Source organism: Chitinophaga jiangningensis, from assembly GCF_900142605.1.
Taxonomy (GTDB): domain Bacteria; phylum Bacteroidota; class Bacteroidia; order Chitinophagales; family Chitinophagaceae; genus Chitinophaga; species Chitinophaga jiangningensis.
This window is the reverse complement of sequence record NZ_FRBL01000007.1, coordinates 426906-443983: the sequence shown is the minus strand read 5'-3', so window position 1 is coordinate 443983 and position 17078 is coordinate 426906. Positions and strand designations below refer to the sequence as shown.

The window sequence follows — 17078 nt, the reverse complement described above, 5'->3', positions numbered from 1 at the left end:
CATGCAAAAGCAAATTAAATCAGCGCTGATCTCCGTTTTCTATAAAGATAACCTGGAGACCATTGTTAAAAAATTGGGTGAACAAGGTGTAACTATTTACTCTACCGGTGGTACTCAAAAATTTATAGAAGAGCAGGGCGTGAAATGCGTAGCAGTTGAAGATGTAACTGCTTACCCGTCTATCCTGGGTGGCCGTGTTAAAACACTGCATCCTAAAGTTTTCGGAGGTATCCTGGCTCGCCGTGAAAATCCACAGGACCTGGAACAGCTGAAACAATACGAAATTCCGGAAATTGACCTGGTAATCGTAGACCTGTATCCATTCGAAGAAACAGTTAAAAACACCTCGGAAGAACAGGCGATCATTGAGAAAATCGACATAGGTGGTGTTTCCCTCATCCGCGCAGCCGGTAAAAACTTTAAAGATGTAGTAATCGTTGCATCTAAAGACCAGTACGCTGACCTGGAAAAAGTGCTGATCGAAAACAATGGCGCTACCTCCATCCAGGACCGCAGAAACTTTGCTTCCAAAGCATTTGAAGTTTGCGCTAACTACGATGTAGCCATCTCCCAGTACTTCCTCAACAACGAACCAGGTGATTACTTCCAGGTATCAGTAAGGGAAGGCCAGGTAAACCGCTACGGCGAAAACCCTCACCAGCGTGGTGTTTACTATGGTAACCTGGATGAAACCTTCAACAAACTGCATGGTAAGGAACTCTCCTTCAATAATATTGTGGATGTAGACGCTGCCTGCCAGCTGATGCAGGAATTCACTGAAACTACCTTCGCTGTTATCAAACATACCAACGTTTGTGGTATCGCTTCCCGCCCTACACTGAAAGAGGCATGGGATGCAGCACTCGCCGGCGATAAAGAAAGCGCATTCGGTGGTGTACTGGTTACCAACAAACAAATCGATAAACAAACCGCTGAATCCATCAGCGAAATCTTCTTCGAAATTCTGATCGCTCCGGGCTTCGATGCAGATGCGCTGACCGTGCTGCAGGCTAAGAAAAACCGTATCCTGCTGGAACAGAAACAGCCGGTAACCGCTAAATACACCTACAAAAATGTATTAAACGGTGTACTGCTGCAGGATGCTGATAACGGTAACTATAAAGAATGGAACGACGTAGGCGCCCGCCCAGCCAACGCTGCTGAAAGAGCAGACCTGGAGTTTGCCAACATCGTGTGCAAACACCTGAAATCAAACGCCATTGCACTCGTTCGTGATAAACAACTGGTTGGTAAAGGTTGCGGCCAAACTTCCCGCATCGATGCCCTCCGCCACGCTATCGAAAAATCCAAACAGTTCAACTTTGACCTCAAAGGTGCTGTGATGGCTTCCGATGCGTTCTTCCCATTCAACGATTGCGTAAGCATCGCTCACGAAGCAGGTATCACCGCTGTGATTCAGCCTGGTGGCTCCGTTCGTGATAATGACTCCATCGAGTTCACTAAACAGAACAACATGGTGATGGTAATGACCGGTATGAGACATTTCAGACACTAATAGTACAGTGGCTTCCGGGAAGCATTATGCCTGCCCCGCCAGTCTGTAGGATACTCCCCGTGGCTTTGCGTGCTCCGGGTGTAGTTACCAAAAGAAAGCCGCTACGCGCGCAGCGCGTAGTCCTGCCAGCAAAACCGAAGGTTTTGCCTCTGAAATCAAAAAAATAAATTCCCGGGGCTGAGTAAAAAAACTCAGCCCCTTTTTTATGCCTGAAAGAAATCCTATTATTGCTTCCATAACATACCCACAAATCAGTTGTTTATTCATCAAAATATTATGAAAGACGCCACCGACGCGGATTTGATCCAGGAGTACAAACGCTCCGGCAAACTCGACGTACTGGCAGCCCTTTACCAGCGTTACATGAACCTGGTATATGGGGTGTGTCTGAAATATTTTGATGAAGATGCCAGTAAAGACGCGGTGATGCAAATTTTCGAAGAACTGATCGAAAAGCTGAAAGTTCATGAGGTCCAGAACTTTAAGAGCTGGCTCCACGTGCTCTCCCGCAACCACTGCCTTATGAAACTCCGTTCCATGAAAAACAAAGAATCCAAACAGGTGTCAATAGATGATAACCTGGTTATGGAAAACGGAGAAATCGCGCATCATGACAACGGAACCTCCCTGGAAGACAACCTCCAGGCCATGGAAAAGTGCCTGGAAACCTTACCGGAAGAGCAAAAGCGCAGTGTAGATCTATTCTACCTCAAGGAAAAAAGCTACCGGGAAGTGAGCGCCCTCACCGGCTATGATATGAACAAAGTGAAAAGCTATATCCAAAACGGTAAGCGTAATCTTAAAAATTGTATGGACCAGCATGCCTGATCAACAACCATATAAACACCAGTCAGTTAGTTCGGAGCTGATTCGCCAGTATCTCGCAGGAGAGCTGGATGATAAAGCTATGCACGACCTGGAACGCCAGGCCCTCGACGATCCGTTCCTGGCCGAGGCACTGGAAGGTTTTGAAACGGTTGCACCCCAGCAACAACCCAACCTGGACGACCTGCACGCCCGCCTCAACGCCCGCGTGGCGCCAACGAAAACCAGGGTGCGGCCTATGTACTACCGCTATGCCGCCGCCGCAGCCATACTGCTGCTGCTCGCCACCGGCGGCTGGTATCTGTTCAGAGAACCGGCTGTGAAACCTCAGATTGCAGGGGTACAGCCTCAAGCACAAACTGAACACCAGGCACCGGCGGCACCTGCCGCTGACACCGCACCTGCCGGGGCGAAAAAACCGGAAGCCGCCAAAACAGTAACCCCGCCCGTTGCCGCAATGAAACAGGCGGAAACACCAGTGCTGGCCATGAACTCACCACAGGCAGAAATATCGGATACCCAGCAGGAAATAACTTCCCTGGCGGACTCCCTTATCACCGCAAATGATAAAAAAGCTGCGGATACTTATAGCCGTGGCTACACCCAGGAGGCCGCGCCTGCTTTAATGCTGGCTGACAGCCACCGTTCCAATCGCTATACCACCCAGGCAAAAGAACATACAGAAGATGTAAGGGGAATGGGCAGGCAAAAAGCCCTTTTAAGCCGCGAAAAAGCAGCAGAGGTATTTATAGGCGAGAAAGGTCCGGAGCCGGAAATAGGCCTGAAATCCTACCAGGAATACCTGTCACGGCGAAGTATCACTTCCGACCCGGAGATCGCAGGTAGCGAAGTGTACCTGATCTTTAGTGTAAAACCAGACGGGGGGATTGATAGTGTAAACGTCATTACGGGCAAAAATATAGCCGCCACGAAGGCAGCTATAACTATTATCAAGGATGGTCCTAAATGGAAGCCTGCTGCCAATGGCCAGCCGGCAAATGTTTCCGTCAGATTATTCTTCCGGAAAGACCAGTAATTATCTTCTTTCTTTCCAAAGCTGATTAAAGGACTTGGGAGCGAATTCAGGTAACGCTCTGTTATCTCCCCAACTCCTGGAAAAAAACCGCTTCAACAGGAAATTTTTCATTTTACCACCAGCCATATTCATCATTTTCCTGCTCATGCAGCCTTGTTTCCAGGCAAACCAGGCCATCTTTTCGCTGCCGGAAGTATAATTTTCTTCCACCGCTTTTTGCCGGTTGTGCAGCAACAGCTCATGCAGGTTGATGCGTACCGGGCACACCTCCGTGCAATTGCCGCAAAGGGAAGAGGCAAAGCTAAGATGCATGTAAGTGCCCATATCCTTTAGATGCGGCGTAATTACAGAGCCAATAGGGCCACTGTAGGTAGTGCCGTAGGTATGACCACCAATATTTTTATAAACAGGGCAGGCGTTGAGGCAGGAGCCGCAACGGATGCAATAAAGGCTTTCCCGGGCAGTAGTATCCTGCAGGATGTTGGTGCGACCATTATCCATCAGGATCACGTACATTTCGTCAGGGCCGTCGATCTCGCCTTCCTGGCGGGGACCACTGAAAATACTGTTATAGGCGGTTACCTGCTGGCCGGTACCATAAGTGGCAAGCAATGGCCAGAAGAGTGCCAGGTCAGTAATAGAAGGCAGTACCTTCTCTATTCCCACCAGCACTATATGTGTTTTGGGAAATGCAGTGCTCAGGCGGGCATTTCCTTCGTTTTCCGTTACACAGATAGAACCGGTATCCGCAATAATAAAGTTGGCGCCGGTGATACCGATTTCAGCATCCAGGTACTTCTGGCGAAGTTTTTCCCGGGCAACCATGGTGAGTTGCTCAGGGGTAAGCCCCGGATCAGTACCCAGTTTTTCCGCAAACAGCCTTGCCACATCTTCCTTGCTTTTATGCATGGCCGGTGTAACAATGTGGTAGGGCGGTTCGCCGTCCAGCTGCTGGATATATTCTCCCAAATCTGTTTCTACACAGGCGATATTATTTGATTCAAGGAAAGAGTTGAGGTGTACTTCCTCCGTAGCCATGGACTTGCTTTTTACAATGCTCTTGCATTGTTTTGCTTTGCAGATGGCAAGGATTTCCTGCTGTACCTGCTCGGCAGTTTCAGCCCAGATCACCTTTGCGCCACGCCTGGTGATATTCATCTCGAATTCTTCCAGGTGCTTGTCCAGGTGCTCAATCGCACGCCACTTGATGTTCTTGGCGCGTTCCCTGGCCCCCATCAGGTCCGTAAACTGAAGCTTGCCGGCCTTTACAGCCGTATTATATTTTCCTATGTTGAAGTTGATAGTCTGCCGGTGACCTAGATCAGACGCTTTTTTTTCGCTTTCTTCCAGAAAGGTGGACGCTGTTTCGTGCATAAGCATATCCGATAAAATGCGTAATAAAGATAGTTTATACCGGAGGAATTATGAATTCATAATTTCCTCATTTGTATTGCTTCTGAGCAATTTTATCCAGCACTTCATAAAATTCCGTGCCGTATTTTCTGATCAACGCATCTTTTAGAAAGCGATAAACGGGTACCTGTAAAGCTTTTCCGTTTTTACAGGCTGGTTTACAAATGTCCCAGCGGTCATAATTCACCGCTTCAAAGCTTTCATATTTAGTAACGCGGATAGGGTAGAGGTGACAGGAAATGGGTTTCTTCCAGTCCACCACACCATCGTTGTAAGCCTTTTCGATGGCGCAACCAACGTGTCCGTGTTCATCAATTGACGCATACGCACAGATACCACCTTCGATAATAGGTGTTACGTAACCGTATTCCTTATCAACAGTGTTGGTGCCGGTATGTTCAATTTCACGGATTCCCTCGGGGCGCAGGTAAGACTTAATTTTAGGGTAAATTTTCTTCAGTATTTTAATCTCCGTTTTATCGAGGGGCGCGCCACAGTCGCCCGCTACACAACAAGCGCCTTTGCAGGCCGACAGGTTGCATACGAATTGCTCTTCAATTACTTCGTCACTAATGTACTTATCGTCGATAATAATCATTGGGTATGGTACGGCTGTACGGTGATACAGCGAGTTTTAGTTTCAGACCCAAAGTTACGGGAAATTGTGTGCTTTTTAGCGCCAGCGGAGTGATTTTACGAGCTGCAGCAGGTCTTCGTTCAGGAATTTATTGACAGGCGCCAGGGAGTCGGCATTAGGTGCCGCATCAAAATACAGGGCGCCGCGGAGGAAGTGGCTGGAGGAATCGGTCACAAAAAACTGCTGGGCGCTGGCGGCGTTTCCGCCTACCTGGTAAAAGGTACCATACACTTTAAACGGGGTACTGATGGCGTTTTCATCGATGTATTCCGCTTTGTATGTGTGTTTATAAGTCATTTTAAAGGCATCGTCCACCAGCTTTTGCAGGTTGTTTTGTCCCTGACCGATGATCTTGTAGCTGAGGTAAATTTTGCCGTTGAGGCTGGGGAAGTCGATATTGATCCAGTAAGGATTTTCGGGTTTATCTCCGAAAAAGGAGGTATCCTTAATGATGGTGGCATATTCCGGATACTCGAAAGTATACGGGTAGCCTGGCTGATCGAAGGTTTTATATTTCCTTTCCGGGAATTTGATCTCGAAGTAGCCTCTGGGCTTGGGTGTATAGGCAGTATCACAGGCATTAAAGGCAATTGTTATTGCCAGAAATAGTACCCATGCAAGATTTTTATGTGGCATTGGTCTGTTGTACGTTAAAGGCTATGCTTGTTCTGCAGCATCGGGCCTGATGGTTACCTGCACTTTCTGGATGCGCATTTTATTTACTTCCAGTACAGTAAAATCAAAGTTGCTGTAGCTTATAACGCTGTTTTCATCAGGAAATTTTCCGGAGAGTTCCAGTATTAATCCGCCGAGAGAGTCACTTTCCCCTTTTACTGTTTCAAAAGTATCGGCAGGGATGTTAATGATGCGGCATAAGTCGTTGAGCATGGTTTTACCTTCGAACACGTAGGTGAAGTTGTCGACTTTGGTGAAGTTGAATTCTTCTTCATCGAATTCATCTTTGATATCACCGATTACTTCTTCCATGATATCTTCCAGGGTCACGATACCGGAGGTGCCGCCAAATTCATCTACCACTACGGCAAAGTGCATTCTTCTGCTTTGGAACTCGCTCAGGAGGTCTTCAATGAGTTTGTGTCCGTGTACGAAGAAGGGTTGGCGCATTACTTCATGCCAGTCGAAGGTATTGTCTTTATCGAGGTGAGGCAGGAGGTCTTTGGTGTGGATGACGCCTACAATGTTATCCAGGTTGCCTTTGTATACCGGCAGCCGGGAGTAGTGGAGGTCCGCCACGCGGGCTACCACGTCAGAAAAGGATTGGTCGTACTGGATGCCATTTACATCGAGGCGGCCACGCATAATCTGTTTAACGGTGATATTGCCGAATTTGAGAATTCCTTTGAGGATATTTTTTTCTTCCTGGGAGGCGGTAGGGTCTACGCTCATTTCGATGGCCTGATCGATTTCCTGGTAGTTTACCGGACCGGTGCCGCGATGGAAGAATTTATCTTCTATGCTGCCACTCATGGATACGAAGAAATCGCTCACGGGTTCGAGGGTAGCGTGTACGATGCTCACGAACCAGGCGAAGTAGGTTGCGAAGCGAATATTGTTTTGGGCGGCCCAAACCCTTGGCAGGATCTGGCCGAAAAACAGGAGTATGAAGGCTATGATGGAGATGCGCACCACGTAGGATACTACCGGCAGTGTCTGCAGGTCTTCCATTTGTGTGATCAGGAAGTTGGTGGTGAGAATGAATGCGATGGCCAGCACTACACCGGCGATCTGCAGGGATGCCAGGAGTGATTTTGGTTTCTCCAGCATCTTTGTGATGAGCTTGCCGGAGGCATTCTGTCTGGTTTTCAAGACGTTAAGATCCTTGTAGTTCAGGGAAAAAAACGCCACTTCTGCACCTGCAACAATAAAGGTGAGTAACAATAGTACAAAAATCACCAGCGAAAACACCACGACGTTGGGTGTAGCAATTACGCTGTTGGTTTGTAGGAAATAGGATATGTTGCTTGCCGGAGTGATATCCAAGTTTTACAGCTTTGATGTAACGAATCAAAAATAGAGAAAATTCGGGCAGTGTTTCCTTACTGGGAATTTTCCATGCACGCAAATATAAGTAATGTCCGATTACGGGATTACGTCCTGATGAAAACTTAAACTTTTTTAATATTACTTAAAAAGGCAGATCGTCTGCGGGCTCGTTCAGGGAAGGGGGAATTTCCATGTTATTCGGGAAATTTTCTCCGGAAGAGGAGCCTGAGCTGCTATGGTGAGGTACGGGGTGGTCGGTGCTGTTGAGGTCCATGCGTTTGTCGAGCATAACCAGGTTATCTCCTACAACTTCAGTAGCAAATTTTTTGTTGCCTTCCTTATCCTCCCAGCTGCGGGTACGCAGGCGCCCCTCGATATAGACCAGGCTCCCTTTGTGCAGGTACTTCTGTGCTAATTCAGCGAGTCCACGCCATAAAACCACTGTGTGCCATTCTGTTTGACTGATGAGTTTGCCTGCTCTGTCCTTGAATGTTTCTGTGGTAGCTAACGAAAATTTGGCCACGGCAATATTTCCTTCCAAAAACTGTACATCCGGGTCCCTGCCTAAATTTCCAATCAAGATTACTTTATTAACACCTCTCATAGTTGTAGGTTTTTTTTAGTCTATTGATAAAAAGTTCTTCTTTTAATAAATAAACAACCTTATTAAAGTTAATATTTTTTTGCAATCGGAAATTCAAAAAAAAATTATTCTCCGCAGTGTCTTATAAAAGTAGGCCTGTTTTGGATTGCAGGAAGGTGGTAATCGTTTTGGGGAATGCCAGGTTATCCAGTGTATCCGTCGGAGTTAGTTGGTAGCCAGGAATATCCGTTGGTTGTGCCAATTCAATGTTAATGAATTGACTATGAATGGTTTGATGGGTGAGTTGTTGTTTAAATTGTTTGGAGATGCGGGTGATTTCGTAGACGGTAGTGCCAAAGAGCTCCTTAAAATCGGTTCCTGAGAGCAGTTGGGTACTGTCGGCTGCCTCTTTTGATTCGATGAGTACGAATTCATGGAGATTTTGCCAGATATCGTCTGCTGTACGTTTTCTGATGTACACTTTGTCCTTCCAGGAGGCGATTATATAGTTGAAATATCTTTTTTTGATCTGCAGTTTTTTGGTTTTGACGGGCAGCAGGGAAATGAGTTGCTGGTGGTATGCCACGCATTTTTTCTGGAGAGGGCAGCTGCTGCATTCGGGCCGTTGCGGCTTACAAACCACGGCGCCAAAGTCCATAAGTGCCTGATTATAAGTGGCTGCGTTATCTTTGGGCAGTAATTCCTGCGCCAGTTCGGCGAACTCCTTTTTTCCGGCGGTGCTGTCGATGGGGGTATCTATCCCGAAGAAGCGGGAAAGAACGCGGAATACGTTTCCGTCGAGCACGGCATGTGGGAGGTTAAAGGCGAAGGAGGCGATGGCGGCTGCAGTGTAGGGGCCAATGCCTTTGAGGGCTTTTATCTGGTCGTGTGTATTAGGGAACTGACCATGATAGGTTTGTTGGATTTCCCTGGCGGCTGCCAGCATATTTTTACAGCGGGCATAATAGCCGAGTCCCTGCCAGAGGCGGAATACTTCTTCTTCATTAGCAGCTGCGAGATCTGATACGGTGGGGTAGTTGGCGATGAACCGTTCGTAGTAGGGCCAGCCTTGTTCCACGCGGGTTTGCTGAAGGATGATCTCCGACAGCCAGATACGGTAGGGGTCTTTTTCACCTTTCCATGGCATGGAGCGGTTATTCATTTCCAGGTTCCAATCCAGTAATTTCTCGGTAAAAAAAAGTCGGGCGGCACGCATTTATATATTATTTTAATAAAATTATTTAGTATATTGATATGGCAAACGAAGGCCTGAAAACCCTATGAAGGCATATCTGATGACCCTTTCCAGGGATGCAAATAAATAGAAATAATCGCCAATACAGGTATAAGAAAAAATAGTAAAATTTATTTGCTTAAAATTCAGCAATTAAAAATTTTAAATTAACTTTGAGAGTAAAGTAATCCTCTCGCTTTTATATGAGAAAAGCTGATTTAATTAACAACATTGCTGAAAAAACCGGCATCCCCAAGGTAGATGTGTTAGTAACGCTAGAAGCTATGTTCAAGGAAGTGAAAGAAGCACTTGCAAATGGCGAACACATTTACATCCGAGGGTTTGGCAGTTTTATCACCAAGAAAAGAGCCGCCAAGATTGGCCGCAACATCAAGAAGAACGTTGCTGTGGAGATTCCTGAGCACTTTATTCCTGCATTCAAACCTTCGAAAGAATTTGTTGCTGAGGTAAAGAAGCTTAAAAGTTCTTAATTTCGCAGCCTAATTCATTTAGGCCATGCGAAAATCACAAGTTCTCCTTATTGGTGCTGCTGTAGCGTTATTGGTGGTATTATATGCCTTTGGCCGTACGGTACCCAAACCGGACAAGAAAGCTATGTCAACTGCCGCTCCTATGCAGGGCGGACAGGAGGTGGCCCCTATTGCGTTTTCTGAGCTGCTCGATGCAGCCAAGAAGCGTATTCCCGCTGAAAAGCTACTTCAAGTAAACACGATTGAAACAAATGTGGTGCGTGGGGACGTAAAGACCCAGCAGATCGCCGCATTTAAGGCACTCTACACCGCTTGGGACTCCCTCAACGAGGCCCCGGTAGCTGCTTATTACCTTGGTGAAGCAGCTAAGTTGGAAAATTCCGAAAAAAGCCTCACCTTTGCAGCCAATTTATTTTTAACTCATCTGCAGCACGCAGAGAATCCTGCTGTTGCCAAATGGGAAGCTGATCAGGCAATACAATTGTTTGATGCGGCAATTGCACTCAGCCCGGAGAACGATACGCTCAAAATGTCACAGGCCATGGTTTACATGAACAGTGGCGAACCAATGAAAGGCGTAGCTAACCTCAGGGATATAGTGGCAAAACACCCGGATAATATTGATGCACAGGTTACTTTAGCGAACCTTGCCATTACATCCGGACAATATGATAAAGCTATTGAAAGGCTGGAAGGAGTTATGCAAAGGCATCCGGACAATGCAAAGGTCATCTTTGTACTGGCTGAATCCTACAGAAGTAAGGGAGACAATAAGAAAGCAATCGAATTGTTTGAGAAAAGCAAACAGTTCATGGACGATCCGGAACTGAAGAAAGAAGTAGATAGTTATATCAAAAGTATTCAATAATATTTATTTTTTCAATCATCTAAAAACGTATTAGCGTATGCCTTGCGGTAAGAAAAGAAAAAGACATAAAATTGCCACTCACAAGCGTAAAAAAAGACTGAGAAAGAACCGGCATAAAAAAGGTAAGAAATAATTACTCCAGTTTCCCGCCATTTATACTAACCAGGTATTATTAACCCGGCGCGGCGATCGGATAAAAATTTTCATATATCCTGCATGATTTTAGCTTTAATTCTTAAATTGCTAAAGTCATGCAGGTTGTTTCCATAGATCCCGCAACTGATTTCTCCGGATACTACCTGCAGTGATCGCTGAACCCTTAAGCAATCCATCACGTACGTGACGAAATAAGCTAACTTTATAGTCAGCTAAAATCTGGTATGCAGCAAGCTGTTATATACAGTCGTGTGCATAGCCCAAAGGTGAAGTATTAAAGGTTAAAATTTTGGACGCTTGAATAAGGAACTTATTATAAATGCGGCTCCGACAGGGGTAGAAATAGCCTTACTGGAAGATAAAAAGTTAGTAGAATTACACCACGAAAGCGGCAATCCTAACTTCGCAGTAGGCGATTTGTACCTGGGCAAGGTTAAAAAGCTGATTCCCGGCTTAAATGCTGCATTTGTCGACGTTGGCTTCGAAAAAGACGCCTTCCTCCATTACACGGATCTAAGCCCCTATATCCGCTCCATTCTTAAATTTACACAACAAGCCCTCGGCGATAAGTCACCTGAAGGTTTTGATTTCACTAAATTTAAAAATGAACCGGAAATAGTTAAGACCGGTAAAATTACTGACGTATTGGGCGGTAAACCCAATCTACTCGTTCAGATCCTCAAAGAACCAATTTCTTCCAAAGGCCCGCGCCTGAGCTGCGAAATTTCTCTACCCGGAAGGTTTATCGTGTTAACACCCTTTAATGATATTGTAGCGGTTTCTAAAAAAATCCACTCTTCCGAAGAAAGAAAAAGACTGCAGAAAATTGTGGAAGCCATCAAGCCTCCCAATTTCGGCGTTATCGTACGCACAGCCGCCGAAGGAAAGAAAACGGCAGAACTACACGAAGACCTCACCACCCTGGTTGAAACCTGGAAAAATATCCAGTCCAACCTCAAAGGAGGACAGGCACCGCAGAAAATACTCAGTGAACAGGCTAAAACCACCAGCATTCTGCGCGACCTCCTCAACGAGAGCTTCAACAGGATCGTGATCAACGATAAAAATATATATACCGATACCAAAACGTATATCCAGAAAATAGCACCGGAAAAACAAAATATTGTAGACTACTACAATAACGGTTCTCCTATCTTCGATAACTTCGGTATCACCCGCCAGGTGAAAGCCTCCTTCGGTAAAACCGTAAACCTCGACTCCGGCGTTTACCTTATTATCGAGGCCACAGAAGCCCTGCACGTAATCGATGTGAACAGCGGTTATAAATCATCCAGCAACAACCAGGAACAAAATGCCCTCGCATCCAACCTGGAAGCCGCCGCTGAAATAGCCCGTCAACTACGCCTGCGCGACCTCGGAGGGATCATCATCATCGACTTCATTGATATGAAACTGCCTGAAAATAAAAAGACAGTTTTTGAAGCAATGGAGAAATTCATGCAGCTCGACCGGGCCAAGCACACCATTCTGCCTATATCCAAGTTCGGACTCATGCAGATCACCCGCCAGCGCGTAAAACCTGAAGTGACCATCTCCGTGGCAGAAGATTGCCCAACCTGTAAAGGAACCGGTAAAATAGGCGCCTCCATGCTGATTCTGGAGGATATAGAGAAAAACCTGCAATACCTGATCAATCACCAGCACAAAGGACTGAGCATTCACGTTCACCCAATCCTCTTTGCTTACCTCACTAAAGGATTCCTGACATCCAAACAGTGGAAATGGTACTTCCAGTTAAAGAAATGGATCAAAGTAAAAGCTGATGCTAACTACCACCTCACGGAATACCGCTTCTTCGACGCAAATGAAGAAGAGATAAAGCTTTAAACAATCAGATGCACCAATAAGTTATTAAAGGGAGATGTAACAAGTAGCAGTTACATCTCCCTTTAAATTTTTAGAACATGCACCTCCCGGCATCTTTAACTCGGTTAATTTCATACATTTACGCAATCGATCACCCCGTTATTCAGGCATCGGAATTGCCATGCTTATTCTTAGAACCACATCCATAACTCATATGAATCTACGCTTTTATACCTCAATCGCCCTGCTCTTTGCCCTCGCCTTTGCAGCATGCCAGCAGAACAGTGGCCAGCGCAAACGCCTAAAAGCAAGGGACACGGTGCACTATAGCAAGGAAGAGTACATCGAACGTACGCTCGACAGCAACCAGCTCAATACCTTCCTTTCCGCGCACCCTAACTACCAGCCCTATGCTGAATTCATCAAAAATTTCTACAGTGAGCGGAATTATCACTACGCCTGGATCAACAAGGAAGGACTTACCGAACAGGCTGGTAACTTCATTAATATGATGAAAACAGACGCGGCCTTCGGTATTAAGGACAGCGCGGTTAATACCCCTGAACTGCGAATGCTCATCGATACACTGGAGCTGAGCGATTCCAGTCTCAACGCTAACGTGGCCGAAATACCACGCGTGGAAATGATGCTGACCTCACAGTTTTTCAGCTACGGCAACAAAGTATGGGGCGGCCTCACCAGCGATAATGCCAAAGACCTGGAATGGTTTATCCCCCGGAAAAAACTGGACATGACCAGCCTGCTGGACTCCATGATCACCGGATCAGGTAATATTGAAACCAATGCCCCGGTAAATCCGCAATATAAAATGCTGCGCGAACGCCTGAAGCAACTGGCAGTGGTAAACGAACATGTCAAATGGGATACACTGGCATCTCCCCAAAAAAACCTGAAAAAAGGAGATTCCTCCGCCCTGATTGCCGCTGTGAAATTGCGACTGCAAGCCTATGGCGACCTGCCCGGCCATGATAGTTCCGGCATTTTTGATGCTGCCACGGACACGGCTGTACGAAACTATCAGATCCGTATGGGCCTTAAAGACGATGGTCTAATATCTCCCGCTATCATAAAATCCCTGAATGTGCCTATAGCACAGCGTATCAGACAGGTACTGCTGAATATGGAACGCCTTCGCTGGGTTCCTGTAGAACCACCTAAAACTTATATTCTGGTTAACGTACCGGAGTTTAAAATGCATGTTTATAAAGATGGTAAGCTCGACTGGAGTTGTAACGTAGTAGTGGGTACGCCTGGCGCCAATACCGTTATATTCAGCAACGAGCTGAGATATGTGGTGTTCAGTCCCTATTGGAATGTGCCGCCGGGTATCCTGTCGAAAGAAGTGCTGCCAGGTATCAAACGTAGTGGTAACGCATATCTGGCGCGACAAAACATGGAAATTGTAGGTGCCAGCGGAAAAGCTATTTCTCCGGGCGCTATTAATTTCAGTAAGTATTCCGGCAGAAATTTCCCTTACATCGTGCGGCAGCGGCCGGGTGGAAAGAATTCGCTGGGTAAGGTGAAATTCCTGTTCCCAAATGAATATAATATCTACCTGCATGATACACCTGCCAAATATTTATTTGAGAGAGATAAACGTTCGTTCAGCCACGGTTGTATCCGGGTGGAAGAGCCTAAACATCTGGCCATGTGGTTGTTGAGAAACGACTCTTCCTGGACAGAAAAGAAAATTGACGATGCCATGAATGCCGGTAAAGAGAAATATGTAACGCTGAAAGAGAAGGTGCCGGTGTTTATCGGGTACTTCACGGCCTTTGTGGATAGCGAAGGGCGATTGAATTTCAGGGATGATGTATATGGCCACGATGCCAAGCTGGCGGCTACATTATTTGGGAAAAACTAAGTTTTTTTATTCGGGAGACCTTTGGTCTCCCGAATAAAAAGTCCCTTCCGCCTTCGGCGGAAGGGACTTTTTTATAAGACTGCAATAACAGAAATCTCCACATTTACTCCTTTAGGTAACGCAGACACCTGTACGGTTTCACGGGCAGGATAAGTGCCGGTGAAATAGCTGCCGTATACGTCGTTGACTTGCGCAAAGGTGTTCATATCAGTAATAAAAATGGTGCTTTTAACCACATTGTCGAAGCTCATACCGGCTTCCGTGAGGATTGCCTGCAGGTTCTTCATAACAAGATGGGTTTCGTCCACTACACCGCTTTTCACCAGTTCTCCGGTAGCTGCATTCAGGGCAATCTGACCGGAAATATACAGTGTGTTACCAGCTTTCACAGCCTGGTTATATGGCCCGATAGGAGCAGGGGCATTCTGGGTATTAATGATTTGCTTTTCCATGAAGGCGAAAGTATAAAATAAATAGGTTCAACGCCAGTGGCACAGAGGCGGTTGCATCATATTTAATGATTCTTTATTAGGTTTGCTGAAATTTTACGCATGAATATCCTGGTAATTGCAGACGCCCAGCGGTATGAAGAGTTGCAGGAGAAAGGGCTGGGGAAAAATAATGTACAGTGGAAAACCAACCTGGAAGATGTTTTATCAGTAAAGGCGTTTGACCTGGTGATAGATACCCTGTTTGACGACAGGCTTTCCAATGCGGCCATCTACGCACGTAATCCGGAAGTGCCGGTACTGGCATGTATGGTCAAGGTGTCGCTGGCTGAAACAATGAACCATACTGCGTTTGAACAGGGTTTCAACATCATGGGATGCAACCTGTTACCTGGTTTTATCACCATGCCGGTAACAGAGGTATCGGTGTTGGATGAAACGCAGTTCGGAAGCCTGGATAACATCATGTACCAGCTTGGCTGGGAATATGCCGTGGTGGGGGATTCCGTAGGACTGGTTACACCGCGCGTGGTATGTATGATTATCAATGAGGCGTACATCACTGCGGAGGAAGGAACGGCTTCCCGCCAGGACATTGACATCTCCATGAAACTGGGTACCAATTATCCGTTCGGACCATTTGAGTGGTGTGAGCGTATAGGCGTTAAAAATGTATATGAAGTGTTGAAGGCAGTGCAGGAAAGTGCCAATGATGGCCGTTTTGAAGTAGCTGCCTTATTAGAAACCGAATACGAAGCAATATAGAACATGGCACTGATAATAAATATCGATACTGCAACAGTAAGAGGGTCCGTTAGTTTGGCCCGCGATGGTAAAGTAATGCAAACCCTCGACAGTGAAGAGCAGCGTGATCATGCAGCTACGATGGTATTATTTATTCAGCAGTTGTTGAAGGAACAGGGGATTAGTCCCGCTGCGGTGGATGCTATTGCTGTGAGTGCAGGGCCGGGTTCGTATACGGGTTTACGTGTGGGCGTGGCTACTGCCAAAGGCTTGTGCTACGCCTGGGAAAAGCCGCTGATAGCGGTTTCTACGCTGCAGATGATGGCGCAGGGGATGCTGCTTCAACAGCAGGATGCAGCAGCATTGTATTGCCCGATGCTGGATGCACGCCGTATGGAAGTATTTACAGCAGTGTATAATAGTAAGTTAGAAGAAGTATTGCCACCTCAGGCCATGATCCTGGAGGAGGGTTCCTATAAAGAGCTGTTGGCTCAACACAAAGTTATTTTCTTTGGAGATGGTAGTCCAAAGTGGCGCCAGTTGCTGCCTGCAGCGGAAAATGCCGCGTTTGCCGAATACGAAATGAACGCCGGCGATATGTCCCTGTTGTCGGAGGCTGCATATACGTCAAAATCCTTCGCTGACCTCGCCTATTTCAGTCCTTTTTACCTTAAACCGTTCTTTTTTCCTAAAAAAGCATAGCACGGACGTGTGATTCTGTCATAATTCTGTCAAATTACATCTTTTTTGCACGTATCTGGCGGATATATATGAAAAAATAAGGTATAGAAATTTTTTTTATTGTGACAGATATTATATTTTTGTATAAATCGATAACCACAATTGTTGTCTAACTGTTTGTGTGTACTGTCCGTTGATCCCTTTCATTTCATCATTTTTTAAAACTATTATGCGATGGAAAAAACATTATTAACTACCTCTTCTAATACTCTTATTATTTCTAGAGGTAACAATGAAAAAGACCAGATCAAATTGGATTACATTGCCGTTAAAAAAGCCGCTATGGTTTTGCGTGCTATCAACCATAAGCTGCGCCAGCAGATGATTAAGCTGCTGGAGGATCATAAAAAAATGACTGTGACTGAGATTTATGTGAAATTGCGTCTGGAACAATCGGTAGCATCACAGCATCTCGCAATTTTAAGGCGAGCAGGCATCGTAATTACAGAAAGAGATGGTAAGTTCATTCACTACACTATCAACAAGCAACGCATTGCTGAAGTGGCTAAATTTGTGGAAGAACTCGTAGGTTAATAATTCGGTATAGCTGCCACGCCAGTTATGCAGAGAAAATTATATAAAAAAGTAGCCGCATGCGGCTACTTTTTTATTTTGGTATAGATTTTATCCATACTTCCACCAGCCATATAATTCGTAAATTTGTGAAAA

General features: G+C 45.9%; 18 protein-coding genes. 10 read left to right on the top strand and 8 right to left on the bottom strand.

Features of this window, described 5'->3' with window-relative positions:
- Nucleotide 1 precedes the first annotated feature (1 nt).
- The gene (gene purH, locus BUB18_RS20065) at nucleotides 2-1516 is read left to right on the top strand and encodes a bifunctional phosphoribosylaminoimidazolecarboxamide formyltransferase/IMP cyclohydrolase (protein WP_073084490.1); all 1515 of its coding nucleotides are present in this window, start codon (nucleotides 2-4) and stop codon (nucleotides 1514-1516) included.
- 84 nt (nucleotides 1517-1600) lie between these two features.
- Here purH and BUB18_RS20060 read toward each other — a convergent pair whose 3' ends face one another.
- The gene (locus tag BUB18_RS20060; protein ID WP_073084488.1) at nucleotides 1601-1783 is read right to left on the bottom strand and encodes a hypothetical protein; all 183 of its coding nucleotides are present in this window, start codon (nucleotides 1781-1783) and stop codon (nucleotides 1601-1603) included.
- A 9-nt stretch (nucleotides 1784-1792) separates the two neighbouring features.
- Here BUB18_RS20060 and BUB18_RS20055 point away from each other — a divergent pair, with 9 nt between their 5' ends.
- Together BUB18_RS20055 and BUB18_RS20050 are read left to right on the top strand one after the other, a co-directional pair.
- Entirely contained in the window at nucleotides 1793-2344 is a 552-nt protein-coding gene (locus BUB18_RS20055) for an RNA polymerase sigma factor (protein WP_073084486.1), read from the top strand.
- Complete coding sequence (locus BUB18_RS20050) at nucleotides 2337-3377, top strand: hypothetical protein (RefSeq protein ID WP_073084484.1); 1041 nt, start codon at nucleotides 2337-2339, stop codon at nucleotides 3375-3377. Before BUB18_RS20055 ends, BUB18_RS20050 begins: the two co-directional genes overlap by 8 nt.
- Here BUB18_RS20050 and BUB18_RS20045 read toward each other — a convergent pair whose 3' ends face one another.
- The 6 genes from BUB18_RS20045 to mutY form a co-directional block, all read right to left on the bottom strand.
- Nucleotides 3378-4751: a LutB/LldF family L-lactate oxidation iron-sulfur protein gene (locus BUB18_RS20045; RefSeq protein ID WP_073084741.1), complete on the bottom strand. Its 1374-nt coding sequence runs from the start codon at nucleotides 4749-4751 to the stop codon at nucleotides 3378-3380.
- Between the two features lie 67 nt (nucleotides 4752-4818).
- The gene (locus BUB18_RS20040) at nucleotides 4819-5388 is read right to left on the bottom strand and encodes a DUF3109 family protein (protein ID WP_073084482.1); all 570 of its coding nucleotides are present in this window, start codon (nucleotides 5386-5388) and stop codon (nucleotides 4819-4821) included.
- A gap of 75 nt (nucleotides 5389-5463) precedes the next feature.
- Nucleotides 5464-6063 carry a gliding motility lipoprotein GldD gene (gene gldD / locus BUB18_RS20035; RefSeq protein ID WP_073084480.1) on the bottom strand — a complete coding sequence of 200 codons (600 nt, stop codon included), beginning with the start codon at nucleotides 6061-6063 and terminating at the stop codon, nucleotides 5464-5466.
- A gap of 21 nt (nucleotides 6064-6084) precedes the next feature.
- Nucleotides 6085-7428, bottom strand: coding sequence for a gliding motility-associated protein GldE (gene gldE, locus BUB18_RS20030; RefSeq protein WP_143160015.1), 1344 nt, complete (start codon nucleotides 7426-7428; stop codon nucleotides 6085-6087).
- A 145-nt stretch (nucleotides 7429-7573) separates the two neighbouring features.
- Nucleotides 7574-8035 (bottom strand): single-stranded DNA-binding protein, encoded by a 462-nt coding sequence (locus tag BUB18_RS20025; protein ID WP_073084478.1) that lies wholly within the window; start codon nucleotides 8033-8035, stop codon nucleotides 7574-7576.
- A 121-nt stretch (nucleotides 8036-8156) separates the two neighbouring features.
- Nucleotides 8157-9230, bottom strand: coding sequence for an A/G-specific adenine glycosylase (gene mutY, locus BUB18_RS20020; RefSeq protein WP_073084477.1), 1074 nt, complete (start codon nucleotides 9228-9230; stop codon nucleotides 8157-8159).
- 221 nt (nucleotides 9231-9451) lie between these two features.
- Here mutY and BUB18_RS20015 point away from each other — a divergent pair, with 221 nt between their 5' ends.
- The 4 genes from BUB18_RS20015 (at nucleotide 9452) to BUB18_RS20000 (ending at nucleotide 14475) form a co-directional block, all read left to right on the top strand.
- Nucleotides 9452-9739 carry an HU family DNA-binding protein gene (locus tag BUB18_RS20015; protein WP_073084475.1) on the top strand — a complete coding sequence of 96 codons (288 nt, stop codon included), beginning with the start codon at nucleotides 9452-9454 and terminating at the stop codon, nucleotides 9737-9739.
- A 25-nt stretch (nucleotides 9740-9764) separates the two neighbouring features.
- Nucleotides 9765-10607: a tetratricopeptide repeat protein gene (locus BUB18_RS20010; RefSeq protein WP_073084472.1), complete on the top strand. Its 843-nt coding sequence runs from the start codon at nucleotides 9765-9767 to the stop codon at nucleotides 10605-10607.
- Nucleotides 10608-11060: 453 nt separating this feature from the next.
- A complete protein-coding gene (locus tag BUB18_RS20005; protein ID WP_073084471.1) occupies nucleotides 11061-12611 on the top strand; it encodes an Rne/Rng family ribonuclease in 1551 nt (516 codons plus the stop codon).
- A gap of 193 nt (nucleotides 12612-12804) precedes the next feature.
- Nucleotides 12805-14475 (top strand): L,D-transpeptidase family protein, encoded by a 1671-nt coding sequence (locus tag BUB18_RS20000; protein WP_073084469.1) that lies wholly within the window; start codon nucleotides 12805-12807, stop codon nucleotides 14473-14475.
- 71 nt (nucleotides 14476-14546) lie between these two features.
- On the opposite strand, the gene BUB18_RS19995 is transcribed toward BUB18_RS20000, so the two are convergent.
- Nucleotides 14547-14927, bottom strand: a complete 381-nt coding sequence (locus BUB18_RS19995) for a RidA family protein (protein ID WP_073084467.1) — start codon at nucleotides 14925-14927, stop codon at nucleotides 14547-14549.
- A gap of 99 nt (nucleotides 14928-15026) precedes the next feature.
- Between BUB18_RS19995 and BUB18_RS19990 the strand changes: the two genes are divergently transcribed.
- The 3 genes from BUB18_RS19990 to BUB18_RS19980 all read left to right on the top strand — a co-directional run bounded on the left by BUB18_RS19990 (nucleotide 15027) and on the right by BUB18_RS19980 (nucleotide 16943).
- Complete coding sequence (locus BUB18_RS19990) at nucleotides 15027-15689, top strand: 3-hydroxyacyl-CoA dehydrogenase family protein (RefSeq protein WP_073084465.1); 663 nt, start codon at nucleotides 15027-15029, stop codon at nucleotides 15687-15689.
- Between the two features lie 3 nt (nucleotides 15690-15692).
- A complete protein-coding gene (tsaB, locus tag BUB18_RS19985; RefSeq protein WP_073084464.1) occupies nucleotides 15693-16370 on the top strand; it encodes a tRNA (adenosine(37)-N6)-threonylcarbamoyltransferase complex dimerization subunit type 1 TsaB in 678 nt (225 codons plus the stop codon).
- Nucleotides 16371-16583: 213 nt separating this feature from the next.
- Complete coding sequence (locus BUB18_RS19980) at nucleotides 16584-16943, top strand: ArsR/SmtB family transcription factor (RefSeq protein WP_073084462.1); 360 nt, start codon at nucleotides 16584-16586, stop codon at nucleotides 16941-16943.
- Nucleotides 16944-17078 lie beyond the last annotated feature (135 nt).